This window comes from Pseudomonas sp. Sample_9 (assembly GCF_004307535.1).
GTDB lineage: Bacteria > Pseudomonadota > Gammaproteobacteria > Pseudomonadales > Pseudomonadaceae > Aquipseudomonas > Aquipseudomonas mercuritolerans.
The window spans coordinates 14,076-38,785 of record NZ_RAZO01000246.1; the positions used below are offsets into that span (position 1 = coordinate 14,076).

The following is a 24,710-nucleotide window of genomic DNA, read 5'->3' on the forward strand; positions in this document are numbered from 1 at the left end:
CGCGGTCATGTGCGACCACAGGTTGAAATGCTGGAACACCATCGACAGGCGCGAACGCATGCGTTGCAGCTGTTTCGGATCAGCGGCTTTCAGCGCGCCGTCCTTGTTCGCCACCAGTTTCAGCTCTTCGTTGTTGAGCAGGATCTTGCCGGCGTGCGGCTGCTCGAGCAGGTTGATGCAGCGCAGGAAAGTACTTTTGCCGGAGCCACTGGAGCCGATGATGCTGATCACATCGCCGGCGGCGGCTTTCAGGGACACACCCTTGAGCACTTCGTGACTGCCATAGCGTTTATGCAGGTCTTGGACTTCAAGTTTGTACATGCGGTCGGTTCTCACAAAAACAGTCAGTCAGTCGTTGAGCAAGCGCCCGTGACGCAGCGCTTCGCGCCCCGCCACCTTGGCCAGCCAGAAACCGGGTTGGGCATAGCGCAGCCGTTCAATGGCAAACAGCACCCCGGACGTACCAGCACATACCGTGCTGACCCGATCGGACACAGGGTCGATCACTTGAAAAATCTCGTCGCCCGCCTCGACCCATTCGCCGGGCTTGCGGGAAAAACTCACCACACCGGGGTGCGGCGCGAACAACAATTCGGTGCCTTCGAAAGGCATGCCTTCGCACGCTTCGTGTATCGGGTTCGGCCACTCGCCAGTGATCAGGCCTTGCTCGGCAAGGAACGCCAGAATGCCTTCGGCGTAAGCCTCGGCTTCGACGCGGCCGGTGTCGGCCTGCCCGCCAAGCTCGATGGTCGTCGCCAGACACGCCAGCGGAATCTGCGCATCGGGGAACTGCCGCGACAGGCGCAGCCACGGCAAGGAGCAGGCTTCATCGAACGAGCTGCCGCCGGAATCTTCCGCGAGCAAACCAACCTTGACGTTCAGGTGCGCCGACAGCGAACGCCACTGCGGCCAGTGCTGCGGCAGCGCGTACATGTGCAGCGCGGCTTCGGCATCGCAGTGCAGATCCAGCACCACATCGGCGCTGCAGGCGTGGCTGAGCAGCACACGCTGCATGCCCTGCAACTGGCTGCTCGCTTCAGGCAAGCCGGCCAAGTGGTCGGCCATTGCCTGGCGGATCAGGCGCACGTTGGCGTGCGGATCATCACCGAGCTTGTCGCCCAGCGCTGCCGCGACCGGCGCGCTGAGCTCGACGAAATCACGATTGAAATTCTTGCCGCTGCCCGCCTCGAAACGGCCCTGGAAATTGCCTTGCAGCAACTGCCCGAGACCGATCGGATTGGCCACCGGCACCAGCTCGATCACGCCGTTGAGCAAGCCTTGGGCTTCGAGTTCGCCGAGGCGCTTTTTCAGCTCCCAGGCGGTGCGCATGCCCGGCAGTTCATCGGCGTGCAGGCTGGCCTGGATGTAGGCCTTGCGCTCGCCCTCACCGAAACGAAAAATCGAAACCTTGCGCTCGCTGCCCAGGTGGCTCCACGGCAATACGTGGTCGATGCGTTGCATATCAGTGCTTCCGTGGCGCGAGGTAGCTCAACCAGCGACGCTCGGCCAGCTTGAACAGCTTGACCAGAATGAAGGTCAGGCACAGGTAGAACACGCCAGCGGTGATGTACGCCTCGAACGGCAGGTAGAACTGCGCGTTGACGGTACGTGCCGCGCCAGTGATGTCGATCAGGGTCACGATCGACGCCAGACTGGTGGTCTGCAGCATCATGATCACTTCGTTGCTGTACTGCGGCAGCGCGCGGCGCAGGGCCGACGGCAGCAGAATGCGCTTGTATAGTTTGAAGCGCGACATGCCCATGGCCTTGGCCGCTTCGATCTCACCGTTCGGCGTGGCCTTGAGGCTGCCGGCAATGATTTCCGCGGTGTAGGCGCTGGTGTTGACCGCAAAAGCCAGGCAGGCACAGAACGTTGCGCTCGACAGCCACGGCCACAGGAAGCTTTCGCGTACCGCCTCGAACTGGGCCAGACCGTAGTAGATCAGGAACAGCTGAACCAGCATCGGCGTGCCGCGAATCACGTAGGTGTACAGCCACGCGGCGCCGTTGACGAGCGGGTTTTTCGAGACGCGCATCAGCCCCAGCGGCAGTGCCGCCAGCAGACCGAAAAACAGCGACAGCGCAAGCAGTTTGAGGGTGGTCAGCAGGCCGCCGAAGTACAGCGGCAGTGCCTCCCAGATGACGTTGTAGTCGAAGATCATAGATCAGCCGCCCTTACGCCTACCGAGTAGCGCTTCTCAAGGTGACGCAATGCCAGCAACGAGACACTGGTGATCACCAGGTACATCGCCGCCACTGCGAGGAAGAAGGTGAAAGGCTCGCGCGTGGCATCTGCCGCCTGCTTGGCCTTGAACATCATGTCTTGCAGACCGACCACGGAAATCAGCGCGGTGGCCTTGGTCAGTACCAGCCAGTTATTGGTGAAGCCGGGAATCGCCAGACGAATCATCTGCGGCACCATCACCCGGAAGAACACCTGAAAACTGCTCATGCCGTACGCCATGCCCGCTTCGGCCTGGCCTTTGGGGATCGCCATGAACGCGCCACGGAAGGTCTCCGAGAGGTACGCACCGAAGATGAAACCGAGGGTGCCGATACCGGCGGCCAGCGGGTTCAGGTCGATGTAGTCGTCATAGCCGAGCATCGGCGCGACGCGGTTGAGCAAGTCCTGACCCCCGTAGAAGATCAGCAGGATCAGCACCAGATCGGGAATGCCGCGGATCACCGTCGAATACAGGTCGCCCAGCCACGCCAGCCAGCGCACCGGCGACAGGCGCAACGCGACACCGATCAGCCCGAGAACGATGGCCAGAGCCATGGACGACAAGGCGAGCTGAAGCGTCAGCCATGCGCCATCGAGGATGACAGCCCCGTAGCCTTTCAACATGATTCAGGTCCTCGAAAGTTGGGATGAAAAAATGGCGCAAACCGCAGAGATTCTGTTGCTTGCGCCATTTCGGACTTGTCGCAGAGACGTCTTACTTGCCGTAGATGTCGAAGGCGAAGTACTTGTCCTGGATTGCTTTGTATTTGCCGTTTTCGCGGATGGCCGCGATGGCAGTGTTGATCTTGTCTTTCAGGGCGTCGCCCTTGCGCACTGCGATACCCACGCCGTCGCCGAAGTATTTGACGTCGGTGAAGGCCGGGCCAACGAAAGCGAAGCCTTTGCCGGCGTCGGTTTTCAGGAAACCATCGTCCAGCAGGGTGGCGTCAGCCACGGTACCGTCGAGGCGACCGGCAGCCACGTCGAGGTAGATTTCGTTCTGCGAGCCGTACGGCTTGATCTCGGCGCCCAATGGAGCGAGAACTTCGCGGGCGAAACGCTCGTGGATCGAGCCACGCTGTACGCCGATGTTCTTGCCTTTCAGCTCAGCCAGACCTTCGCTGACCTGAGTGCCGGCCTTCATGACCAGACGCGCCGGGGTGTTGTAGTACTTGTTGGTGAAGTCGACCGACTTCTTGCGATCTTCGGTGATCGACATCGACGACAGGATGGCGTCGATCTTGCGCACTTTCAGTGCCGGGATCAGGCCGTCGAACTCTTGCTCGACCCATACGCACTTGACCTTCATCTCTTCGCACAGCGCGTTGCCGATGTCGTAGTCGAAACCGACGATGCTGCCGTCCGGTGCTTTCGAAGCGAATGGAGGGTAAGCCGCTTCGATGCCGATCTTCACAGGTTTTTCGTCAGCGACGGCATTCAGCGACAGCACGGACAGTGCCAGGGCGCCAAGCAGCACAAGTTTCTTCATCTTGGGACTCCATCGGTAAAGGGCAAAAACGGCAGAGTGAGCGACAGCCCAATATGCGAATGGGTGAATCGGAAATCGGTTGCGCATCGGCGGAAATTTCCCGTTGAAACCGCAGGCGATTTCAACGTCAGCCACGATGAGCGAGTGATCGGCATTCTAACGACAGGCCCGAAGCCGATATTTCTTCAATGCGACAACTAATTACAGATGCACCGAGAAAGCGGTTTGAGCTCATTGACAGCCCTGCAATTTCATGCAAGAGCGAAAGACAGTGAACCGATACATGTTGCAAGTTGCGGGCCCATTATTCGCAAACCCTTCTAATCCGGCAAGCGCAGCGTTATGTCTTATTTTTCCGCGGGGCTTTGGCGGCTCTAAAACGGCGCACCGCGTTTCCCTTCGCCCCGGTTTGGCGCGGGCGGTTACACATTGGGTTGTGGCGGGTAACAGCGGGAAAGGCCTGACGGGGGAGATCGATAATTATTGGTTGGGGTGTTGCGGCTTCCTACAGCTGACTACTGCGGTGTCTGACAGATCGCCTTCGCGAGCAGGCTCGCTCCCACATTTGAAATGCGCCCGTTTCCTTGTGGGAGCGAGCCCGCTCGCGAAGAGGCCAGCCCGATCAACACAAATCCACCAGGCACAAAAAAGCCCCATCCGGCATCACCGGACAGGGCTCCTATGCTTCTAACGCTTAAGCAACATTCATGGTCTTGTGCGTATCAATCAAATGCTGCACCACACCCGGATCCGCCAGGGTCGAGATATCGCCCAAGCCATCGTATTCCGCCGTGGCGATCTTGCGCAGGATGCGGCGCATGATCTTGCCCGAACGGGTCTTCGGCAGCCCCGGTGCCCACTGGATCACGTCCGGCGAAGCAATCGGGCCGATCTCCTTGCGCACCCAGTTCTTCAGCTCCAGACGCAGTTGCTCGGTCGGCTCCTCGCCATTCTTCAAGGTCACGTAGACATAGATGCCCTGCCCCTTGATGTCATGCGGCACACCCACCACCGCAGCTTCGGCCACCTTCGGATGCGCGACCATCGCGCTCTCGATCTCGGCGGTGCCCATGCGGTGGCCGGAGACGTTGAGCACATCGTCCACGCGCCCGGTGATCCAGTAGTAACCGTCGGCATCGCGACGCGCGCCGTCACCGGTGAAGTACATGCCACGGAAGGTCTTGAAGTAGGTATCGACGAAACGATCATGATCGCCGTACAGCGTACGCGCCTGACCCGGCCACGAATCGAGAATCACCAGATTGCCCTCGGCCTCGCCCTCGATGATGTTGCCGAGGTTGTCGACCAGCGCCGGCACCACACCGAAGAACGGACGCGCCGCCGAACCCGGCTTCAGCGCGTGAGCACCCGGCAGCGGGCTCATCATGTTGCCGCCGGTTTCGGTCTGCCACCAGGTATCGACGATCGGGCAACGCGACTTGCCGACATTCTTGTAGTACCAGTCCCAGGCTTCCGGGTTGATCGGCTCACCGACCGAACCGAGCAGGCGCAGGCTGCTGCCATCGGCGCCTTCAACCGCGGCCTGACCCGAGGCCATCATCGCGCGGATCGCGGTCGGCGCGGTGTAGAGGATGTTGACCTTGTGCTTGTCGATGATCTTCGCCACCCGGGTGATGTCCGGGTAGTTCGGCACACCTTCGAACAGCACGGTGGTCGCGCCGTTGGCCAGCGGCCCGTAGACGATGTAACTGTGGCCGGTGACCCAGCCGACGTCGGCGGTGCACCAGTAGATTTCGCCTGGGCGGTAGTCGAACACGCGTTCGTGGGTCATCGCCGCATACAGCAGATAACCGCCGGTGGTGTGCTGCACGCCCTTCGGCTTGCCAGTGGAACCGGAGGTATAAAGGATGAACAACGCTTCTTCGGCGCCCATCTCTTTCGGCGCGCAAACGGTGCCCGCGACCTTCATCAGGTCTTCGTACCAGATGTCGCGATGCTGGTTCCACTTGATGTCGCCACCGGTGCGCTTGCACACGATGACTTTCTGGATGCTGCTGGTTTCCGGGTTGGTCAGGGCGTCGTCGACGTTGGCCTTGAGGGAAATCTTCTTGCCGGCACGGATGCCTTCGTCAGCGGTGATCACCACTTTCGATTTGCAGTCGATGATGCGACCGGCCAGGGCTTCCGGCGAGAAACCGCCGAACACCACCGAGTGAATCGCGCCGATCCGGGTGCAGGCCAGCATGGCGACCACGGCTTCGGGGATCATCGGCATGTAAATGGTCACCACATCGCCACGGTGCACGTCCTGACCGCGCAGGGCGTTGGCCAGTTTGCACACTTGCTCGTGCAGTTCGCGGTAGGTGATGTTGCGGCTCTCGGAAGGATCGTCGCCTTCCCAGATGATCGCGACTTGATCGCCGCGCTCGGCCAGATGACGGTCGAGGCAGTTATAGGACACATTCAGGGTGCCGTCGGCAAACCACTTGATGTCGACATGGTGATCGTCGAACGAGGTCTGTTTCACCGTGGTGAAGGGCTTGATCCAGTCCAGACGCTTGGCTTGCTCGCGCCAGAAGCCGTCAGGGTTGACGACCGACTGCTGGTACATGGCTTTGTAGGTCGCCTCGTCAGTCAGCGTGTTTGCCAGAACCTCGGGACGAACGGGATACAGAGAAGCCGCACTCATCTTTCCTACCTCGGTGTAATAGTTGTTTTTGTATGACCCCGTTGTAGCCGGGTGGGGCCCATAGAACCATTCGACGATGGTTGTAGGAGCTGCCGCAGGCTGCGATCTTTTGATCTCCAAAGCAAGATCAATAGATCGCAGCCTCGTTGCACTCGACAGCTCCTACAGGGGCCGCGCGGGGATTGTTACCAAATATGCCAAAAGTGTTTATCAAAACCCGGTCTGTTTACCCCGCGCCCGACTCCCTAAAATTCACCTCGCCAACAAGGCAACCGCGATTAACAACGTTACAGCCCCCACGAAGGCCGTTAATCCAGCTCTCCAAGTAACGCATCAAATACTCAAGCTCCACACGCAACCCTAAAAAGGTTGCGTGACCCCACTCGACCTCAAAAAGGTGAATTAGAAATGAAAGCTTTATTGGTTCTGGCCCTCAGCAGTCTGTGCGCAACCGCCATGGCAAACGAGGGTCCGACTGATGTCGCACAGCAACAACCGGTCATCGAGGAATACACTTACTCCACACACCTGGACATCGCCAAAGTTGTATCGATGAGCGAAATTCCAAATGTCTGCGAAGTAGTACCGGCGAAAATGGAATACGACGACTCCAAAGGCCAACGCCACATCCTGCGCTACAGCATCATGGGCAACGGCTGCACGAACTGAATCAGACTGCACCGAATCGGATCGCTCAACGCTACATTGAGGGTCGATTCCAGCCCGACTTCGGTCGGGCTCAGTTGTGTCTGGAACCGCGAAAAAGGCTTGCAAAACACTAGATATAGTGAAAAACGCGCTTTTCTGGCTATTTTTTAAACAGAAAATCACCCGCCAAAAATTTAACGAAAAAAAATCTGCCGGCCTCGACTCCGCGCAAAGCCCTGTAATCCCTCGGTCGGACCGAAATCCGCCCCCTCCTCGGCCTCGCCATGAGCCGATTCGCCGCACCACGCCGGTAAAAATTTCCCTATAATGCCGCCCTATACGGGTCAGCAATATTCCCTTACAGGGAGCAAAAGCCATTCTGAAGCCCCGCAACAGTGCCAGACGCTGATTGCGCCCATCAGAGGCTCTCGGAACCCGTCAAAATTTCTGTTTATTTGCCTGCGTGCAGCGCTGCAAAAAACGACATCCAACGCGGCTTGTTTGGCCGTGTGAAAAACCAACCCATCAGGTTTCACACGGGCACAAGCCCTCACGCAGGAGACGACACGTCATGCTGAGCTGGGACGAATTCGATAAAGAAGACAGTGAAGTCGCAACCGTGAAAGGCGCCAACGCCGGCCACGCAAGCGAAGCCAACATGGACCGCCTCGACAACGCCGGCGGCGCCGCAGCGCTGGAAGCCCGCGCCGTCACCGCCGACGACTCGGCCGCCGTGGCCCGCGCCAAGGCTGCACTGAACTCCCTCGACGTCGCCGAAGGCCTCGCCGAACTCGAAGGCGCCTCCGCCCGTGTCGCCGTTGACGAAAAGCGCATGATCAACTGCCGCGCCGACCTCAACCAACTCGTGCCATTCAAGTACGACTGGGCCTGGCAGAAGTATCTGGACGGTTGCGCAAACCACTGGATGCCGCAAGAAGTCAACATGACCGCCGACATCGCCCTCTGGAAAAACCCGGAAGGCCTGACCGACGACGAGCGCCGCATCGTCATGCGCAACCTCGGCTTCTTCTCCACCGCCGACTCCCTGGTTGCCAACAACCTGGTGCTGGCCGTGTACCGCCTGATCACCAACCCGGAATGCCGCCAGTACATCCTGCGCCAGGCTTTCGAAGAAGCGATCCACACCCACGCCTACCAGTACTGCATCGAATCGTTGGCCATGGATGAAGGCGAAATCTTCAACATGTACCACGAGATCCCATCGGTCGCGAAGAAAGCAGCCTGGGGCCTGAAATACACCCGCTCGATCTCCGATCCGAAGTTCGAAACCGGCACCCCGGAAACCGACAAAGAGTTGCTGCGCAACCTGATCGCCTACTACTGCGTTCTGGAAGGCATCTTCTTCTACTGCGGCTTCACCCAAATCCTCTCCATGGGCCGCCGCAACAAAATGACCGGCGTCGCCGAGCAGTTCCAATACATCCTGCGCGACGAATCCATGCACCTGAACTTCGGCATCGACGTGATCAACCAGATCAAAATCGAAAACCCGCATCTGTGGGATGCCGAAATGAAGGAAGAAGCGACCCAGATGATTCTGCAGGGTACGCAGCTGGAGATCGAATACGCTCGTGACACCATGCCTCGCGGGGTGTTGGGTATGAATGCGGCGATGATGGAGGACTACCTGAAGTTCATCGCTAACCGTCGTTTGAGCCAGATTGGTTTGAAGGAAGAGTACCCAGGGACGACTAACCCGTTCCCTTGGATGAGCGAGATTATGGACTTGAAGAAAGAGAAGAATTTCTTTGAGACTCGGGTTATTGAGTATCAGACTGGTGGTGCGTTGAGCTGGGATTAAGTCCCATCCAAGTGCAAGCAAAAAAAGGGATTGTGACCATGCAATCCCTTTTTTTCGTCCTTGATATTTCAACCCTAAAAACAATTATCTTATTGGTATTCAATATACTTTCTCGAGGACTTCTCTATGCTATCTGGACATACAGCCACATGGAGTGATCGCGAGCTTGAGGCAAGTGTAGACGCTTATTTTGAAATGCTTGGGATGGAAATCAACTCCACACCATACAAAAAATCCGAAATCAGCCAGATATATTTGAAAGGAGCTTTATCTAAAAGATCTCGGGGATCATTTGAATTCCGAATGCTTGGAATCTCCGGCATATTGGAATCACTCTCTCAACCTAGAATCAAAAGCTATCGTCCAATAAAAAACACTGCAACAGAAATAACCTTAAAGTTAGAAAAACTAATAACAGAAAAACTTTCAAGAACCCCCCAAAACCAATATGAATCCTTGCACACTGCGATAAATACACTATCCAAAAGCCTTTCAAGCGCACCTCCGGACGCCATAAACCTAATCTCAACCATAGCAAAAAAAATACTGGAGAGACCAGAACATCAAAAGGTATTTCAACACATAAACTCTGCAACAGATTTTGAGATTAGCGCTATTTCCAGCGCCATCAATGATTTTGGCATATCAGACATTGCAAACATTGCAAAAAATTCGAAAGCAAGGTTAAACACCCTTGACCAACTAGACCTCCTTAGTAAAACACCCACCACCACTGAAGCAACGATGCACAGTTATCTCGAAAAGAATCTTTGGATTTTCGGCCACAACTACACTTTATTTAGCTCAAACAAAACCCTAAAAAAACAAATAGAAGAATATCTTTGCACAAAATATGATGGTACATCACCAAAAAGTCGCCCTGATCTCTTACTGAGTGAAAACTTAAACGGAGAGTACTTAATAATTGAGTTCAAAAGGCCGGCACACGCATTAAATCTAGACGATTATTTACAAGCAATTAGCTACCGGCACATGCTAGGAAGGCAACTCAACAGTGAAATTAAAATTCTAATTGTCGGTGGAAGACGGGCACCTAGCTTTCCTATCGACAATCGCGAACAAGGGGTAAATATCATGCTCTTTGGTGAAATCATTTCAAGTGCGCGAAGACAGTTAACATGGCAACTTCAACAGAAATAAATTATAGCTAAAAAAACGTAAAACAAAAAACTGCAAGAACCAAAGACTTATCTAAAGCACTACCGATGGGACTCATCAGGCGGCGAATCGATTAGTTTCAAGGAATTGTCCATGGCTTCCAACACTTTTACCGAGGCAGCAAAAATCTCAGACAATTCTCTGAACGTTATAGTAGACCCCGAATTATGTGCGACCTCATGACGATTGGCGACTGCGTTATTGTATACAGTCACAGTTCTATCATCGAGCGCGCCATTAAAGCTGTTCTTCACTTCCTGACCAAACAGCGCTAGAAATTTTGATAAATCGCTCTTACCAAAACTTCGCAGACACCTGACCCCCATTGAATAAGCAAATGCTTTCAAGCCGACATCACTCGAGGACGAAGCCGAAATCCGCCCATCTAACAATAGATATACAGATTGCTGAACATCAGCACATAAAATTACAAGTATATATTGAGTCAGGTATGACTCGACTTGCGTACTCCACGCTTGCGAGTCATTGAGATGGCATGTACATTCATCAATAGCCGCACGAGTCCTAAGCAACATTTCAATTTCCGCCCAAGTACTTTTCAGCTTCCTCAAAACGTATCTTTATCACCCTCTCATCACTGGTACTAACAGAAACCGCAGATAAGTAATCAGGATTCAAGATTAAACTCTTAAATTTTTCACCCAACCCTACTGGTTCATCTGCACAGTTTGAAACTGCATTGTAAACCGAATCCAGTACTGCATAATTTACGGGCCCCCTAATATGAAATGGCTTTTCACCCAATTGATCTCGTATTACTCCAACCGTCCAATCGAAATCCTCGCGAATATTGTCAAGTAATAATTTTCTTTCAGCCTCAGCCATATTGTTTATTTTTGCCATAAACCTATTCAAAAAAGTTTTCATAGGCTTTTCATATCTGCCCCAGTCTTGCTGCAACGCTATCACCCTTAAGATAAGTTCAACATCGCGTAGTCGTTTATCTGTTTTAGGGCGAGCAATAATACTGCGCCAATCTTCGTTTTCATTAAGCTCCTGAAGCAGTATTGCAAAGTCACCTTGATATACCGAGCGCCTAATCTCCATCGGATTTAAATTCATACCACCAGTATTCAATCGTTCAAAGATATGATAGACACTGGAATCATCCGCAGGATCAAGTTGCTGTACGATCGTTGCCCTTAAAACGGTATCATCTAAAAGCAACTTATCCGGCTCATCCAATTCATCATATGTTTTCCCTTCCCATTTAGGCATAACGCCAATAAGCCTAAATGTCTTCTCCTCAAATCGATTTTGAAAGAAGCGAACTGAAGAAAGAATTCGTTGCTGACCATCAATAATTGAAAGTTTATTTGAAGATCTAATTTTATATAAAAACACGCCAGGCACTGGCAATCCCAGCAAGAATGACTCAATCAACTTGCTAGCTCTTTTTTGATCCCATACGTAACGTCGCTGAAATTCAGGTATCACAATTTGCTCTGCTTTAACCTTATCCAAATAACCTTTCAATGTTAAATCGGCAGGATAAGATGTGATTTGATAAATCTTAGTTTCAACATCCTCATCAAAATCTTCCGTAAGATCAACGTCCCACTCACTCATAGCAACCACCCTATTTTGGTTAAAAGGCCGAAATCAACATCCCACTGTACAAACCTGATAATTATGTAGCACTTTAAACGGATGCATGCTTCACGCGACTTATAAAATCACCAAGCCCCACCAGCCATTCACGCTGGGAATCAGAATAGGTGGTTTGAATTGTTTCTGGTACCACAAGCTGCAACCCGTGAGACTGCATTTCTGAAGTTTGACTCTCACTGATTGCCGCTTCCATCGTTATAAGATGTTTTTCAGAAATCCTATGCGCCTCGCTCAAAACTTGACGCCAACGATCCTTGCATGTCGTTTTTGCACCTAGCATGAATAATTTATTTACGGGAAATTCATTATCTCGATACTCAGCGAACCCTGGAAAGATAAAGTCTGGTTTAGAGTTATTTTCAGTTGTAAAGCCCTTACCGCGACCTTGCTGGAAACGTAACCCATGCAAACGAAAGATCTCATCTAGGTGCCCCTCAAACGCGTGACCGACCCTAGATTTACGGCGATTCTGAACGCTCAGAGAAAAACTAATAAACTCATCAACATCATCCCCTCTTTCACCAAAGCCGTAACGAAGTTGCCGTTGAACTAAATGGCGCTCGTAGATCCTAAAAAGCTTTTCTTCATGCTCCATCCAATCAAGGACTGTTTGATCGGGAAATGCTAAAGGATCTACAATATTTTCAATCGATTTTCTCGAATAACTCGAAAACGCAGCTGTAGTTGGAAATTTCTCTCCACCGAAGAGCTTTATAAGTTGATCAAGCCAGACATCATCCCCTCTTTCAACTCGACTTACTTCGACACCTAACTCTTCAAGCATCAGTCGTAGCGGAAGAAGCAACTGTATGGAGTCTAATGTACCCGGGGTGAATCTATCGTCAACATGGTGAAGACCAAAGAGAAGCCTTAACTGGTTTTCAACGGAGCTCTTTGCTGGAGTGAAGATCATCAACAGTGACCCATCACGCATTTTTGCTACTAGAAGAAAATCGCCTTTTACGATTAACTCAGTTACCGCGTTTGTATTGTAATAAAGACGAAACTCCGCGCTACGATGGGGTTGTTTTCGCCGACAATCGTACCAAGTTACAAAACCTTCGCAAAAATCCGGTGCAGCACACTCATCCGTGACGTAGATGAGCTTTGCCTTGAATCGGTACTCCTCGTCCTTTCCTGGAGTGCCTAAGTGCCGTTTAAATCCGGCAGCGGGCAAACCTCCTATTTCGTGCTGATTAGAAGAGCCCGGGTCAGCATCCACCGCACTCAAATATTTGGCGGCTACGCCTTCGAAATAGTCACTAATGGAGTCGGCGAACATTTGGTTTCATCTATCTGTAAATATTCATTACCATTTATCAGCCACTCTGCCACTTGGTCAATCAGTACGTGAGATTTTTCTTTATTCATTGATCTGACGGCGCACTCCCAAATGACCAAAATCCTCCACCCCCCCGCCAAAAGGGAAGATTCTTGGACTTTGTCTCGCGCGCGATTGCGCCGGATTTTTTCGCACCAAAAATCTGTTCGCGTCTGAGGTATTTTGAAATATGGACAGGAATGCCCATGCCAGAAGCAGCCGTGAACAAACACCACCGCGCTATATTTTGGTAAGACCAGATCTGGTTTACCAGGGAGGTTATTGACATGTATACGGTAACGAAACCCACGCGCGTGCAAAGCCTTGCGGACCGAAATCTCTGGTTTGGTATTTTTACCCCGAACACCAGACATCATTCGAGAACGAGTTGCTGCATCCACGATATCGACCAAAATCAACCTCCTCGCAACTGATAGCCCCGCCTCTATATACCTTAGGAATAGGCATATTTAGGATCTAGGGAGGGCTATCTATTGGGTTCAGAAGTGACCTGACGCAAAAATGCACTATCGCTAAGATTCAACGAAGAGGGCGTTCTCCTTTACTCAGGAAGAGCGAACTCCAATTGAGGCCTCTCGACGTCAGCTGTTTTTTCTTTTGCAGCCAATATCCGATCCTTCATCAACCGGGCTACTGCCTCGAAGACCGGCACGGCCACTGAGTTACCAAATTGGCGATATGCTTGGGTATCGGAAACAGGAATTACAAATTTGCTCTCGCCTGGCTTGTCGAATCCCATGAGGCGCGAGCACTCATGGGGAGTCAGTCTGCGCGGACGATGAAGCTGATTTAGCTCGCCATTGAAGTCCAAAGTTTCCACAAACCCGCGGTCGACCAAGATTTCCGAACCGTCTTTGTGATATCTCGCCGACAGGGTACGGGCCACGTCGTTTGGCCCGGTCAAACCAAAGCCAAAACCGTTACCCTTCTCGCGATGCTTGGCAGCGTAGCGATAGAGATAATCCCAAAGCTTTGGCGTGAGGATGTATTTTTCATCCACATCCTTATCAAGCAGATCACCGAAGCTAGGTCTCTGCTTCGGTATGTGCTTGCTGATGTCGCGCAGAGTGAATCCTTGGTGAACATTGAGATCACGGCGGAAACCGACCAGCACGATTCGCTCACGATGCTGCGGCACGAAGTGCCTAGCATCAATGACCTTGGGGTCTGAGCCTTTTGGCGCGTTGACATCTGCAACCTCGTAGCCCAGTTCATCCAACGCTTCGCAGATGATCCGGAACGTATTTCCCTTGTCATGGCTTTTCAGGTTTTTCACGTTTTCGAGCAAGAATGCGGCCGGGCGTTTCGCGGCAATAATGCGCGCCACGTCGAAAAACAGAGTGCCTTGGGTCTCGCATTCGAAACCGTGCTTACGGCCCAAGGAATTCTTCTTGGATACACCTGCAAGAGAAAACGGCTGGCAAGGGAAACCTGCCAGCAGAACATCGTGGTCAGGAATTTCGCGATCAATGTTCTTGTAGGCTTCCTCGTCACTGATTTCTGGCTTGTCTGAGAGCGTGACCGAGCGGATATCGAGATTGAAGCGATGACGGGCAGGATCGCAATAGTGGTTCGCTTTGTACGTTTTAACGGCGTACTTGTTCCATTCGGATGTGAACAAGCACTCGCCACCGATGGCTTCAAAGCCTTTCCTGATACCGCCAATGCCGGCAAAGAGATCAATAAAGGTGAATGAAGGTTTGTGGTTCAAGCGCTTGGGCAGCAGATCCTTCAGACGAGTGAACTCAATGTGAGAGAGCTTCGGCGAGGCCTTTCCCTTGATCCAGCGATTGATGGTTTCACGGCACCAATGACTCGGGCTAACGTCGTTGAGAATTTCGGCCAGTTGCCCTTGGTCGTAGATCTCCAGGAGCTTATGCAGCAGCGCCAGATCAGTTACGGGATGGGTATCAGGCTCGTACGAACCCGAGGTTGTTTCGCTCAAGGATTCAAAAGATGGTGTTTCAAAAAGATTCATGAGCCCGAAATTCCCCTGGGTCAAAGCTGTGACGAATGGTCACCATTCTAGCCCGCAAAACTTCAAAGTAAATGAAATTTCCTGGATTCCGTGAGGTGAGTCGTGGCGACACGGACATGGCAGCTGCGGGATTCGATGGCAATCAAACACTGGATATAAACACAGCATAATTTACTCTGCGTCTTTGTCCAGGTTTCCTTTCGCTTCCTGACCAGTAGGAAAAGTCGCTGGTTGACGACCATCCCTGATGCCCCTACCCTCAGCTCCGAGCCTAAGAAACTCTACAAACCAGAGCGGTTCTCCGCACCCGACAGTCATGCGGCTTTTTTTCGTCTGCGGTTTCTCTACGCCTGCGAAAAATCCCGTTATGTCGGGAGTGGGCGAATACAAGACCCGAAAGGGGAATATGTCCGGCCCGTCTCTGGTGGGTTTCTTAGCTCCCGACACCCTAACGAATGCCCTAAGAAAGCTGCCAGAGGTAAATGGAAATGCCTGACTATCCAACCTTCATGACGAAGGTGAATCACTGTACCCGCCGTTCGAATCCCGTGCCTCTTGATCAGGAGGCATGCCATGCCTGAACCACTTATTCCTACTCGTTTCACCCGCAACAAGACCCACCTGCACGCCCTTCTGGTTGAGAACCAAGCGTGGTTCTGTGTCCATGAACTGGGCCGGTTGATGGGCAAACATCTTGATGAACGCCAATTGCGTAAACTCGACGCTGATCAGCAGCAGATGATGCGCGTGGATACCTATGGCGAAGCTGAAGACCACATGATGGTGAGTGAGTCCGGCGTGTACGCGCTGCTGATCTATCACTACTGTCCTGAGCATCGGCAGCTTCGTGAGTGGCTGACGCATCAGGTTGTGCCTGCTCTGCGTGATGCTCGTCCGGCGCGCTCGATTGAGCGACCGACGTTGAGTGTTTTGAGCTGGCCGCAGATGTCGCTGAGTACGTTGCACTGGCAGGATGAGCCGTGGATTCGGTTACGAGATATGCCTTGTTTGTTGGCGGAGGATCCGTTCAATCGGCAGGAATCCTGGTGGCGTAAGGCTTCGCGATTGTTGCGTGGAGGCTAATGGTTTCAGAGTCCGCTGCTTGAATTATCACGCAGCGGTTTTTTTGTGCCTCAAAATGCATGGGGATGCTCCGCACCCCAGCGGGAGCAAGCTCCCTCGCCACAGGGTGATGCATTGCCTGCGATGTCGACGTGAGTATTGAAATCTGGTTGATGCCGAGAATCGCCATCAGGGTAGCTCCAACAGATTCCGCATCATCCTGAAAACAATCAGTGCAACCCGCGCCACCTCCCGCTATTAATACCCCTCCCCCACTCAAGGATCCGAGCCCCACCATGAAATTCGATCTCGCCTACTGCCTCAGCCTCGACGACAAGTTGTCGATCTATGACGTTCGCGATCTCAATTTCGATGAGACGGTGGCGTTTGACTCGGCGAAGGAGCACTTCCAGTGCCCCAACGATGCCTGTCGCTCGGCGTTCGAGGCGTCCAATGAGTTGGGTACGTTCAACGCCAAGAACGTGAATTACGTGCGCACGCCGCACTTCAAGAATCTGCCGACTACGCAGCATGTGGCGGGTTGTCCGTATGTGAGTCTGAAGGCGTCGGCTTCTGGCGTTGAGACGGCGGATGGCGGGGTGGATGACGGGCGTGAGGAACATTTCCCGTCGGAGTTGTTGCTGACCCGGCGTGAGTATGTGCGCAAGCCTGTCGCGCCAGCGGGGGCGGCGGATGTGTTGCGCGATGATCCGGTGCGGGTGGCGGCGGACAGTGGTAAAGAGTCGGCGGGTCGTGAGTCGGCGCCGGACAAGACCAGTGTGTTCGCGCATCCGGTGGAGTGTTTTGTTTCCAACTTCGCCGACAAGGATTTGCTCAAGCGGATGCCGTTGAAGGTCGGCGAGCATTCGGCGCCGTACAGTTCGTTCTTCAAGAAGATCGAGTATCTGACGGACAACAAGGGGCTGATTTATTGGGGACGGATCAAGAAGATCGAGGACTTCCATAGCGGCGCCAGTTTTCGCATCGATTTCGTAGACAAGGTCTGGTTCAAGAAGCCCGAGGATAGTAAGAAGAAGCCGTATCCGGTCAGCGTTTATCTGAACAAGAAGCTGATCGACAACTACCGCAAGCGCAAGGCGTTTTTGGAGGAGATCAAGCATGCGGTGGATAGCGACAAGGCTTTGTTCTGTTTCTTCTATGGCGTAACGCCGGAGTTGAAGCAAGTGCCCGGCAAGAAGAACCCCGAAAAGCCTTTCGAGGTCTTCAATGCCAATATCGAGAACCTGGACCACTTCATTATGCGTGAAGCGCCGGGGTTGGAGTGACGCTCAGTTGATGCGTGCCCCTTCTTCAAACGCTCGAATCTCCCGCTCCGCCTCCCTGCGTCGCTCAAGTGCAGCCTGAACGCCCAGATCTTCCACTCCGCAATACTGGCGCAGCCAATGAGCGAGCATTTCTTCATCAGGGCGAAAGTAATCTTTTCGGTCCTTGGTGTTTCGAATTTGCGAATTCATCCGCGCATCGAAACCGATAGCTGCACGTTCGCCTTGGGGCAAACAGCCCCACTCTGCCGTGCAATCCTCGAAAAACCAGGCGATTTGTTCGATGTGCTTTTGTGCGCTGCGATGGCCACGGCGATAAAAACGATACTCGCGACTCAGCTCGAGACGATCGGTCATTGTCCCCGCATCAACCCATTGCATGAGGTCATGATTGATTGCATCGCGGATCAGACCTTCGCGCCAACGCTCGTTAAACCACGCTACAAACCCTTCGGCGTCGGCCTTTTTGGCATCAGCCAGGATCACGCAATAGCGGGTTTTGATGTGCAGGACCAACAACACATGTTTGCGCTGCACAGTGATCGCATGAACCAACCACTGTTCGTCCGCGCCGTTCAGCTCATCATCCTCAATAACTGATGACGGCGGTTTGGTGTCCACCGGCGTGATCGTTTTGCCTTTATGAACACGGCTGAAGAACTTGCTGGCGGCTTCGGTGCAATTGAAGATCAACATTCAGATTCTCTTGGGAACGCGGGTGACATTGGTTCAGTCATCTCGAACGATCTCTTCGACCCACTCAATTTCATATCGCTGACGTTCGATATCAGAGATCCGCGCCTGTACTTCATCGCTCAGAATCGACAATTCCGCATCGGTCAATAAATCATGCGAAATCATGAGGGTCAGCTTCCACATTGCGGAGGAACGAGACAGTCCATCGAACATGCGAGCCATGTCGTGGTTTCGATCATTGATCAAGCCGTAGATCATGCCGTAGCGGGCATGGGCCGACAGCGCACCGTGCTGAGTGATTGTCTTGGTATCGGCGAGCACGCCTTGGCAAAAACGGTCGAGCGCGACTTTGCGCAGTTGCTTGAATTTCTTCCAGTCACTTTCACTGATCGACATGACGTTCCCCGTGTGTTCTGTTTGACCTCAGCAAGATTAACCCGGTTAACCGCATTAGCTCATCTCGTCCACATACCCAGCATCACTAGCATAAGTAAGCCAACATAGATTTGGGCATGCATTCTATCCGGTATCCGCCCAATCCACCGCGCAGCCAATCTAATCCCCAGCAACGAACCAACCGTCAGCAGCGCAAATGCCAGCACATCGACATACCCGACATACCAAACACCCAGATCAGCACCGGTGAAACCGGCCAGCGCCATGTACGTCAGCGTGCCGGCCAACGCTACCGGCACGCTGAGCGGATTGGCCATCGATGTGGCTTGCGACATGCTCAACCCGCAACGGCGCAACAGCGGCACGGTCATGACGCTTCCTCCTACACCCAGGAAGGTCGCGATGGCGCCGATGCCTACACCGCCGGCGGATGTTTCCGTCGTGGTCAGCCGCCGTGGGAATGTGGTTTGGGACTGTGTGAGAAATCCTCGGCGCAGCAGGCAATCGACGATGGTCACGCCCAGGTAGGCGATGAAGGCGTAGCGGATCACTTCGCCGCTGACCCACATCGCAGCGATGGCGCCGACGACCGCACCCACGCCGATAAACCCGCCCAATGGCCAGAGGTAGTCCCGGAGCAGATTGCCCGCGCGCTGGTGTTTGCGCGTGGCGATCAGGGCGTTGACGATCATCACACAGGTCGAGGTGGCCACGGCGATGTGCATGGCCGACTGGGCGATGGGGTCGTCGGCTGCGTGGCTGGCGGTGAGCATGCGATAGAGCAGCGGCACGATGACGAAGCCGCCGCCGAAACCGAAGAGCACGGCGCTGATGCCGGTGAGGCAGCCGAACAATGTAAGCAGGAGGTAGAACATGGTGGGCGTCCAGGATCGGGGGAGCCCAGGACATTAGAGCGTGATGCACTGGCCGGCTTCAGTAGTTGGGCCAATAATGTTCGCGTTTACGCCAATCGCTGGAACACGCCTGATGCGCAATATTTCGATCAATCAGCTCGATGACACGCCTCGCCCGGTCGTGGCCATCGGTACCGATTATTCCCACGGCCACCTACTCCCGTTTCATACGCATCGCCGTGGGCAATTGCTCTACGGCGCCACCGGCGTGATGCAAGTCAGCACCCGGAACGGTAATTGGGTGGTCCCGCCGCAGCGCGCGGTGTGGATTCCGCCGGGCGTGGCCCACGAGGTATTAATGCTCGGAGTGAGCACGCGCAGCCTCTACATCGAGCCGGGCAACGTGGAATTGGGGCCGGACTGCCAAGTGCTCAACGTGTCGCCGCTGCTGCGGCATCTACTGATGGAAGCGGTGGACGTGCCACTGATGTACGACCAGGCCGGACGCGACGGTGTGCTGATCAACTTGCTGTTGCATGAACTGGCACGCAGCGCGCCCCTTGCCCTACACATTCCCATGCCCGCCGAAGGAAAGCTCCTCAGTCTGTGTCAGACCTTTCTGAACATGCCCAACACCCATCAATCCCCGCAGGATTGGGCCGATCAGTTACACATAAGCTTGCGTACCTTTAACAGATTGTTTCGGCAGCAGACCGGGCTCAGCTTTCGTCAGTGGCGCCAGCAGGCGTGCGTCGTGCAGGCGTTGGCACGGTTGGCAGCAGGGGAAGCGGTGACGCGGATTGCCCTGGACTTTGGCTACGAGAGCCCGGCGGCGTTTTCGACGATGTTTCGGCGTGTGCTGGGACAGGCACCGTCCGTCTGGTTGGAGCCGACGAACTAGGCAAATTCGAAAAATGCGTTTGATCCCGGCCGAAAACAACTGTACAAAAACACAGTACATTTTCAATCAGCACTTTTGAGCCCGGAGCACACCATGGCCTCTCTTGCGATGAACCACGTCCTCGAACGCATTGCCCTTTTCCAGTTCACCCCGACCCACTGCGTCCAGGCCCGCGCCATGCTGGGCTGGAGCGTTGAACAACTGTCGCGCGAGGCCGAGGTTGCGGTGGCAGATATCCAGCGGTTCGAAGCGCAGCAGGACGTAGCGGACGCCGCGAGACTGGCACTGGCTTATCGGTTTGAAGCGCAGGGGTTGGTTTTCTTCCCGGGGTTTGCACCGGGGCGCAGTGTCAGGGCGCAGGGTATGGCGGGGGAATCGGTGGGGCGTGGGGATTTTGCGATGGCTGACTGAAATGGCAATTTGATAATTATTCCAAAATAGGTATATTTCGCATGAGTGCAAGGAAGCCGCTTATGTGGGTCTGCAGTAGTAAAAAAGATCTCAAGCAGATGCCCACAGGGGTACAAGACGTTTTTGGTCACGCACTGGATCTGGCTCGATGTGGCCTGAAGTATTCAGATGCAAAACCATTGAAAGGGTTCGGAGGCGCAGGTGTCCTGGAGTTGATAGAAGACTTCGACACCGACACCTACCGCGCCATTTATACGGTTCGTTTTGGCAGTGCAATTTACGTTTTGCACTGCTTTCAGAAAAAGTCGAAAAGCGGGATTAAAACCGCCCAGTCGGACATTGATCTGATCAGAAACAGACTTCGAGCGACCCAGGAACATGCGAAAGGATCAGAAAACCATGGAGATTGAAGTAGGTAGCGGAAACGTCTATCACGATCTGGACTTACCCAATGCAAGTGAAATGCAGGTGAAGTCGCAGCTCGCAGCGAAAATTGGCGCAATCATTAAGGCGCGTCATCTCACTCAGATTCAGGCGTCAGAAATCTTGGGACTATCACAACCCAAGCTTTCCGAAATGTTGCGTGGCAAATTTCGCGGAATCAGTGAGGCCAAAATGATGGAATGCCTTTCACGTCTCGGGCGAGATGTGCAAATTGTAGTCAAGTCGGCCCCCCGATCACGGAAAGAGGGCCGTATTGAGGTGGTATTCGCTTGAGGCGAACGCGTCAGGCATTCTGAGCAAGCGCCTCCCCCTCCTCTTCAACCGCCATCCACCACGCACTCCCCCGTTGTGGATGCGCAAGGTTGAACGCCTCCCCCATCCGCGGTGTGGTAATCGCAATACTGCGCTCCCATGCAAGCGCAAGGATGCGGTCAAAAGGTTCGTGCCAGGCGTGCATGGCCAGGTCGAAGGTGCCGTTGTGGATCGGGAAGAGCCAGCGGCCCTTGAGGTCGATGTGGGCTTGCAGGGTTTCTTCCGGTTGCATGTGCACGTGGGGCCATTCGACGTTGTAGGCGCCGGTTTCCATCAGGGTCAGGTCGAACGGGCCGTATTGTTCGCCGATGCGTTTGAAGCCGTCGAAGTAACCGCTGTCGCCGCTGAAGAAGATTCGTGTGTCGGCATCGATCATCACCCATGACGCCCACAGCGTGCTGTTGCCGTCGAACAGGCCACGGCCGGAGAAGTGCTGCGATGGGGTGGCGATGAAGCGGATACCGGCGATTTCGGTGCCCTGCCACCAGTCGTACTGGCGCACCTTGCTGGCGTCGATGCCCCATTTGATCAGGGTGTCGCCCACGCCCAGCGGAGTCAGGAAGTCAGTGGTTTTGGCGGCGAGTTTGAGCACCGCTTCGTAGTCGAGATGGTCGTAATGATTGTGCGAGAGTATCACCGCTTCGATCGGCGGTAGCTCGTCGATGCTGATCGGTGGCTGATGGAAACGTTTCGGGCCAGCCCATTGCACCGGCGAGGCGCGCTCGGCGAAGACCGGATCGGTGATCCAGAATTTGTCGCGCATCTTCAGCAGCAGCGTCGAGTGCCCCAAGCGGTAAACGCTGTGATTGGGCGCTGCGAGCAGATCTTCACGGGTCAGCGGTTGCACAGGAATGGCGGCGCTCGGACGGGTGTCGCGCGGTTTGTGGAAAATCATGTTCCACATGATCCGCAGCATTTTGCGCAGGCCTTCGCGCTGAACCGGCGCATGATTGCGAAACAGCCCTTGATCCTGGCGCGAGGCTTCAGGCGTGGGTGTGTTGTCCGGGAGAGAGACTGGATTGGCCATGGCTGAACGACTCCGAAAAACCGTGTGCTGCACGGTATTCCACGGGAAATGAAAATGGCCAAGCTGCACGCAAAGGCCAAACGCTCTGGTTTGTAAGGTGCGAGGATTAACGCAACATTACACTGAGCGGTGTAGTTTCTAGGTTGCATCAAAGCCGGCGCCAAGTAAACTGCCGAGTGTAATTTCCTCCCTTCTCTGCTGAAGCCCGCTCATGACCGCTCCACAACGCCTCACCGATCGCAAACGCGAAGCCATCATCCAGGCGGCGATCGCCGAATTCCGTGCCCACGGGTTCGAAATCACCAGCATGGACAAGATCGCCGCCACGGCCGGCGTGTCCAAGCGGACGGTGTACAACCATTTCCCGAGCAAGGAAGAGCTGTTCGCCGAAATCCTTAATCAGTTGTGGGCGCGGATCATTGCCGAGCCATCGGTGAGCTACGACCGCGAGCAACCGCTGCATGAGCAGCTGCGCCTGATGCTGCGAGAAAAAGTGCAGATGATGGCTGACGAGAATTTTCTCACCCTCGCCCGAGTGGCGATTGCCGCAACCATTCATTCCCCTGAGCGTGCGCAGAACATGATCGAGCGCATGGGCGAACGCGAGGAAGGCCTGACCGTCTGGATACGCGCAGCGCAAGCCGACGGACGGCTCAAACCGGTGGATCCAGAATTTGCCGCGCATCAAGTACAAGGTTTGCTCAAGGCATTCGCGTTCTGGCCGCAGATCTCGCTGGGTCGCGCGGCCCTTGATCCAGACGCGCAGAATGCAGTTGCCGAGTCGGCGCTGGAGATGTTCCTGGCACTGTATCAACGGTGAATCACTGACGCGTCGAGTCGCGTACAACTAATCTCGCAAAAAGTTATACAAACTCGTGAAAAATTCCTTTCTTGTACAACTTTATGAAGTTTTGTATAAGTAGCCAACTGCCAGTAACGGAACGCTGGCATTGAGCAGTCACCGCCGAATGCCGCCTGTGCATTTCGGTCTGCCGGCGCAGGAATAGGGACTGAATCCTTTTGATTTTCCCCACTTCCCGAGTATCGCAAGCATGTTTTTCAATCGCCAGAAAGCCGCCCTCGCTGAACTGCAACACACCGTTTTTGACCAAGCTGCGATGCTCGAAGCGATCAACCGTTCGATGGCGTTGATCGAGTTCGATCTTGATGGCGTGGTGTTACGTGCCAATGACAATTTCCTCAAGACCATGGGTTACACGGCTGCCCAGGCGATCGGCCAGCCGCACCGGCATTTCTGCACGCCGGAATTCGGTCGCAGTGTCCAATACACCGAGCTGTGGTCGCGCCTGAAGAATGGCCAGTTCCAGTCCGGCACTTTTGAACGGGTCAACAGCAAAGGCCAGCCGGTCTGGCTCGAGGCCAGTTATAACCCGATCAAGGATGCGTCGGGACGGGTGATCAAAGTGGTCAAGTACGCCATGGATGTCACCGCCAAGGTGCAGCAGGAGAACGAGGCCAACGCCAAGCTGCAGGCGATTGATCGGGCGATGGCGGTGATCGAGTTCGATCTCGACGGCAACATTCTTACCGCCAACCAGAATTTTCTTACGCGCATGGGTTACAACCTCGCCGAGCTCAAGGGCCAGCATCACCGTTTGTTCTGCACCCCTGCGCTGGTCAACAGCAGCGCCTATCAGGATTTCTGGCGCCGTCTGAATCAGGGCGAGTTCTTCCACGGGCAGTTCGAGCGCGTGGATAAACGCGGTCAGATCGTCTGGCTGGAGGCCAACTACAACCCGGTCTACGACGCTTCGGGGCGTTTGTACAAAGTCGTGAAGTTCGCGTCTGACGTTACCGCCCGTGTCGAGCAACACGAGCAGGACGCGCGCAGTGCCAGCACCGCTTATCACATCTCGGTAGCGACGCGAAAAGTCGCCGAGCAAGGTACGCAGGTGATTCAACAGGCTGCCAGCGAAATGCGCGAAATCGCCGAGGACATCAGCCAGTCCTCAACGCTGATCGCGCAACTGGGCGACCGCTCCGAGCAGATCACCGCCATCGTCAACACCATCCGCGCGATCGCCGATCAGACCAACCTGCTCGCCCTCAACGCCGCCATCGAAGCCGCGCGCGCCGGTGAACAGGGTCGCGGCTTTGCCGTGGTGGCCGATGAAGTACGGCAACTGGCGGCGCGCACCAGCGGTTCCACCGCCGAGATCTCCACCATGATCAGCCTGATCCAGAGCGAAACACGGCAGGCGATCAAGAGCATGCAAGGCACCCGCGACCGCGCCGCAGAAGGCGTGGAACTGGCCAATCAGGCCGGCACGGTGATTCTGCAGATTCGCGATGGCGCCAGTGAGGCGGTGGATGCGGTGAGCATGTTTGCCAATGAGCGGG

Annotated in this window: 25 protein-coding genes; 11 read left to right on the forward strand and 14 right to left on the reverse strand. The window is 54.5% G+C overall.

All coding sequences use genetic code 11. The annotated features are described in order from the left end of the window. From D6877_RS13865 to acs, 6 genes are all read right to left on the reverse strand, one after another. The coding region (locus D6877_RS13865) for an ATP-binding cassette domain-containing protein (RefSeq protein ID WP_130911178.1) at positions 1 to 321 on the reverse strand (321 nt) is incomplete at its 3' end. Between the two features lie 27 nt (positions 322 to 348). Beyond that, on the reverse strand, positions 349 to 1,461 hold the full coding sequence (locus D6877_RS13870; protein ID WP_130911160.1) for a succinylglutamate desuccinylase/aspartoacylase family protein: 1,113 nt from the start codon (positions 1,459 to 1,461) through the stop codon (positions 349 to 351). 1 nt (position 1,462) lies between these two features. Beyond that, positions 1,463 to 2,161, reverse strand: a complete 699-nt coding sequence (locus tag D6877_RS13875; protein WP_130911161.1) for an ABC transporter permease — start codon at positions 2,159 to 2,161, stop codon at positions 1,463 to 1,465. Next, positions 2,158 to 2,847, reverse strand: coding sequence for an ABC transporter permease (locus tag D6877_RS13880; RefSeq protein ID WP_016773583.1), 690 nt, complete (start codon positions 2,845 to 2,847; stop codon positions 2,158 to 2,160). Before D6877_RS13880 ends, D6877_RS13875 begins: the two co-directional genes overlap by 4 nt. 91 nt (positions 2,848 to 2,938) lie before the next feature. Beyond that, the gene (locus D6877_RS13885) at positions 2,939 to 3,712 is read right to left on the reverse strand and encodes an ABC transporter substrate-binding protein (RefSeq protein ID WP_024014020.1); all 774 of its coding nucleotides are present in this window, start codon (positions 3,710 to 3,712) and stop codon (positions 2,939 to 2,941) included. 694 nt (positions 3,713 to 4,406) lie between these two features. Next, on the reverse strand, positions 4,407 to 6,362 hold the full coding sequence (gene acs, locus D6877_RS13890) for an acetate--CoA ligase (RefSeq protein ID WP_056788049.1): 1,956 nt from the start codon (positions 6,360 to 6,362) through the stop codon (positions 4,407 to 4,409). Positions 6,363 to 6,770: 408 nt separating this feature from the next. Between acs and D6877_RS13895 the strand changes: the two genes are divergently transcribed. The 3 genes from D6877_RS13895 (at position 6,771) to D6877_RS13905 (ending at position 9,993) form a co-directional block, all read left to right on the forward strand. Further along, complete coding sequence (locus D6877_RS13895) at positions 6,771 to 7,031, forward strand: DUF2790 domain-containing protein (protein ID WP_042607210.1); 261 nt, start codon at positions 6,771 to 6,773, stop codon at positions 7,029 to 7,031. A gap of 550 nt (positions 7,032 to 7,581) precedes the next feature. After that, on the forward strand, positions 7,582 to 8,832 hold the full coding sequence (locus tag D6877_RS13900) for a ribonucleotide-diphosphate reductase subunit beta (RefSeq protein ID WP_016773579.1): 1,251 nt from the start codon (positions 7,582 to 7,584) through the stop codon (positions 8,830 to 8,832). A 126-nt stretch (positions 8,833 to 8,958) separates the two neighbouring features. Beyond that, the gene (locus D6877_RS13905; RefSeq protein WP_130911162.1) at positions 8,959 to 9,993 is read left to right on the forward strand and encodes a hypothetical protein; all 1,035 of its coding nucleotides are present in this window, start codon (positions 8,959 to 8,961) and stop codon (positions 9,991 to 9,993) included. A 555-nt stretch (positions 9,994 to 10,548) separates the two neighbouring features. Here D6877_RS13905 and D6877_RS13910 read toward each other — a convergent pair. From D6877_RS13910 to dcm, 4 genes are all read right to left on the reverse strand, one after another. Beyond that, positions 10,549 to 11,601: a DUF262 domain-containing protein gene (locus tag D6877_RS13910; protein WP_130911163.1), complete on the reverse strand. Its 1,053-nt coding sequence runs from the start codon at positions 11,599 to 11,601 to the stop codon at positions 10,549 to 10,551. Between the two features lie 73 nt (positions 11,602 to 11,674). Next, a complete protein-coding gene (locus D6877_RS13915) occupies positions 11,675 to 12,925 on the reverse strand; it encodes a type II restriction endonuclease (protein WP_130911164.1) in 1,251 nt (416 codons plus the stop codon). After that, positions 12,886 to 13,377, reverse strand: a complete 492-nt coding sequence (locus D6877_RS13920; protein WP_130911165.1) for a very short patch repair endonuclease — start codon at positions 13,375 to 13,377, stop codon at positions 12,886 to 12,888. The genes D6877_RS13915 and D6877_RS13920 overlap by 40 nt, the downstream gene beginning before the upstream one ends. Positions 13,378 to 13,526: 149 nt before the next feature. Then, positions 13,527 to 14,963 carry a DNA (cytosine-5-)-methyltransferase gene (dcm, locus tag D6877_RS13925; RefSeq protein WP_130911166.1) on the reverse strand — a complete coding sequence of 479 codons (1,437 nt, stop codon included), beginning with the start codon at positions 14,961 to 14,963 and terminating at the stop codon, positions 13,527 to 13,529. A 573-nt stretch (positions 14,964 to 15,536) separates the two neighbouring features. Here dcm and D6877_RS13930 point away from each other — a divergent pair. Together D6877_RS13930 and D6877_RS13935 are read left to right on the forward strand one after the other, a co-directional pair. Next, complete coding sequence (locus D6877_RS13930; RefSeq protein WP_130911167.1) at positions 15,537 to 16,046, forward strand: Bro-N domain-containing protein; 510 nt, start codon at positions 15,537 to 15,539, stop codon at positions 16,044 to 16,046. 275 nt (positions 16,047 to 16,321) lie between these two features. Next, positions 16,322 to 17,311, forward strand: a complete 990-nt coding sequence (locus tag D6877_RS13935) for a hypothetical protein (protein WP_130911168.1) — start codon at positions 16,322 to 16,324, stop codon at positions 17,309 to 17,311. A gap of 3 nt (positions 17,312 to 17,314) precedes the next feature. Here the strand turns inward: D6877_RS13935 and D6877_RS13940 are convergent, their stop codons facing one another. The 3 genes from D6877_RS13940 to D6877_RS13950 are packed head-to-tail and all read right to left on the reverse strand — an operon-like array spanning position 17,315 to position 19,275. Then, the gene (locus D6877_RS13940) at positions 17,315 to 18,004 is read right to left on the reverse strand and encodes a hypothetical protein (protein ID WP_130911169.1); all 690 of its coding nucleotides are present in this window, start codon (positions 18,002 to 18,004) and stop codon (positions 17,315 to 17,317) included. 33 nt (positions 18,005 to 18,037) lie between these two features. Then, positions 18,038 to 18,400 carry a hypothetical protein gene (locus D6877_RS13945; protein ID WP_130911170.1) on the reverse strand — a complete coding sequence of 121 codons (363 nt, stop codon included), beginning with the start codon at positions 18,398 to 18,400 and terminating at the stop codon, positions 18,038 to 18,040. Positions 18,401 to 18,459: 59 nt separating this feature from the next. Then, positions 18,460 to 19,275 (reverse strand): sulfite exporter TauE/SafE family protein, encoded by an 816-nt coding sequence (locus D6877_RS13950; RefSeq protein WP_130911171.1) that lies wholly within the window; start codon positions 19,273 to 19,275, stop codon positions 18,460 to 18,462. A gap of 112 nt (positions 19,276 to 19,387) precedes the next feature. Between D6877_RS13950 and D6877_RS13955 the strand changes: the two genes are divergently transcribed. The 4 genes from D6877_RS13955 (at position 19,388) to D6877_RS13970 (ending at position 21,283) form a co-directional block, all read left to right on the forward strand. Beyond that, positions 19,388 to 20,155 carry a helix-turn-helix transcriptional regulator gene (locus D6877_RS13955; protein ID WP_122507661.1) on the forward strand — a complete coding sequence of 256 codons (768 nt, stop codon included), beginning with the start codon at positions 19,388 to 19,390 and terminating at the stop codon, positions 20,153 to 20,155. A gap of 93 nt (positions 20,156 to 20,248) precedes the next feature. Next, positions 20,249 to 20,566: a hypothetical protein gene (locus D6877_RS13960; RefSeq protein ID WP_056788034.1), complete on the forward strand. Its 318-nt coding sequence runs from the start codon at positions 20,249 to 20,251 to the stop codon at positions 20,564 to 20,566. Between the two features lie 62 nt (positions 20,567 to 20,628). After that, positions 20,629 to 20,976, forward strand: coding sequence for a type II toxin-antitoxin system RelE/ParE family toxin (locus D6877_RS13965; protein WP_178083681.1), 348 nt, complete (start codon positions 20,629 to 20,631; stop codon positions 20,974 to 20,976). Further along, positions 20,966 to 21,283, forward strand: a complete 318-nt coding sequence (locus D6877_RS13970) for a helix-turn-helix transcriptional regulator (RefSeq protein ID WP_122602120.1) — start codon at positions 20,966 to 20,968, stop codon at positions 21,281 to 21,283. The genes D6877_RS13965 and D6877_RS13970 overlap by 11 nt, the downstream gene beginning before the upstream one ends. A 10-nt stretch (positions 21,284 to 21,293) precedes the next feature. On the opposite strand, the gene D6877_RS13975 is transcribed toward D6877_RS13970, so the two are convergent. Continuing rightward, the gene (locus D6877_RS13975) at positions 21,294 to 22,349 is read right to left on the reverse strand and encodes an MBL fold metallo-hydrolase (RefSeq protein WP_130911173.1); all 1,056 of its coding nucleotides are present in this window, start codon (positions 22,347 to 22,349) and stop codon (positions 21,294 to 21,296) included. A 211-nt stretch (positions 22,350 to 22,560) separates the two neighbouring features. Here D6877_RS13975 and D6877_RS13980 point away from each other — a divergent pair, with 211 nt between their 5' ends. Together D6877_RS13980 and D6877_RS13985 are read left to right on the forward strand one after the other, a co-directional pair. Beyond that, positions 22,561 to 23,169 carry a TetR/AcrR family transcriptional regulator gene (locus D6877_RS13980; RefSeq protein ID WP_016773570.1) on the forward strand — a complete coding sequence of 203 codons (609 nt, stop codon included), beginning with the start codon at positions 22,561 to 22,563 and terminating at the stop codon, positions 23,167 to 23,169. A gap of 232 nt (positions 23,170 to 23,401) precedes the next feature. Beyond that, on the forward strand, positions 23,402 to 24,710 hold a 1,309-nt coding region (locus D6877_RS13985), incomplete at its 3' end, for a PAS domain-containing methyl-accepting chemotaxis protein (RefSeq protein WP_130911179.1).

Coding starts and splice junctions, on each gene's coding strand:
- D6877_RS13900 (WP_016773579.1), top strand. CDS start 7,582: ATGCTGAGCTGGGACGAATTCGATAAAGAAGACAGTGAAGTCGCAACC.
- D6877_RS13915 (WP_130911164.1), bottom strand. CDS start 12,925: ATGTTCGCCGACTCCATTAGTGACTATTTCGAAGGCGTAGCCGCCAAA.
- D6877_RS13880 (WP_016773583.1), bottom strand. CDS start 2,847: ATGTTGAAAGGCTACGGGGCTGTCATCCTCGATGGCGCATGGCTGACG.
- D6877_RS13960 (WP_056788034.1), top strand. CDS start 20,249: ATGGCCTCTCTTGCGATGAACCACGTCCTCGAACGCATTGCCCTTTTC.
- D6877_RS13905 (WP_130911162.1), top strand. CDS start 8,959: ATGCTATCTGGACATACAGCCACATGGAGTGATCGCGAGCTTGAGGCA.
- dcm (WP_130911166.1), bottom strand. CDS start 14,963: ATGAATCTTTTTGAAACACCATCTTTTGAATCCTTGAGCGAAACAACC.
- D6877_RS13965 (WP_178083681.1), top strand. CDS start 20,629: ATGTGGGTCTGCAGTAGTAAAAAAGATCTCAAGCAGATGCCCACAGGG.
- D6877_RS13950 (WP_130911171.1), bottom strand. CDS start 19,275: ATGTTCTACCTCCTGCTTACATTGTTCGGCTGCCTCACCGGCATCAGC.
- D6877_RS13940 (WP_130911169.1), bottom strand. CDS start 18,004: ATGTTGATCTTCAATTGCACCGAAGCCGCCAGCAAGTTCTTCAGCCGT.
- D6877_RS13895 (WP_042607210.1), top strand. CDS start 6,771: ATGAAAGCTTTATTGGTTCTGGCCCTCAGCAGTCTGTGCGCAACCGCC.
- D6877_RS13885 (WP_024014020.1), bottom strand. CDS start 3,712: ATGAAGAAACTTGTGCTGCTTGGCGCCCTGGCACTGTCCGTGCTGTCG.
- D6877_RS13875 (WP_130911161.1), bottom strand. CDS start 2,161: ATGATCTTCGACTACAACGTCATCTGGGAGGCACTGCCGCTGTACTTC.
- D6877_RS13930 (WP_130911167.1), top strand. CDS start 15,537: ATGCCTGAACCACTTATTCCTACTCGTTTCACCCGCAACAAGACCCAC.
- D6877_RS13975 (WP_130911173.1), bottom strand. CDS start 22,349: ATGGCCAATCCAGTCTCTCTCCCGGACAACACACCCACGCCTGAAGCC.
- acs (WP_056788049.1), bottom strand. CDS start 6,362: ATGAGTGCGGCTTCTCTGTATCCCGTTCGTCCCGAGGTTCTGGCAAAC.
- D6877_RS13945 (WP_130911170.1), bottom strand. CDS start 18,400: ATGTCGATCAGTGAAAGTGACTGGAAGAAATTCAAGCAACTGCGCAAA.
- D6877_RS13935 (WP_130911168.1), top strand. CDS start 16,322: ATGAAATTCGATCTCGCCTACTGCCTCAGCCTCGACGACAAGTTGTCG.
- D6877_RS13970 (WP_122602120.1), top strand. CDS start 20,966: ATGGAGATTGAAGTAGGTAGCGGAAACGTCTATCACGATCTGGACTTA.
- D6877_RS13870 (WP_130911160.1), bottom strand. CDS start 1,461: ATGCAACGCATCGACCACGTATTGCCGTGGAGCCACCTGGGCAGCGAG.
- D6877_RS13910 (WP_130911163.1), bottom strand. CDS start 11,601: ATGAGTGAGTGGGACGTTGATCTTACGGAAGATTTTGATGAGGATGTT.
- D6877_RS13955 (WP_122507661.1), top strand. CDS start 19,388: ATGCGCAATATTTCGATCAATCAGCTCGATGACACGCCTCGCCCGGTC.
- D6877_RS13980 (WP_016773570.1), top strand. CDS start 22,561: ATGACCGCTCCACAACGCCTCACCGATCGCAAACGCGAAGCCATCATC.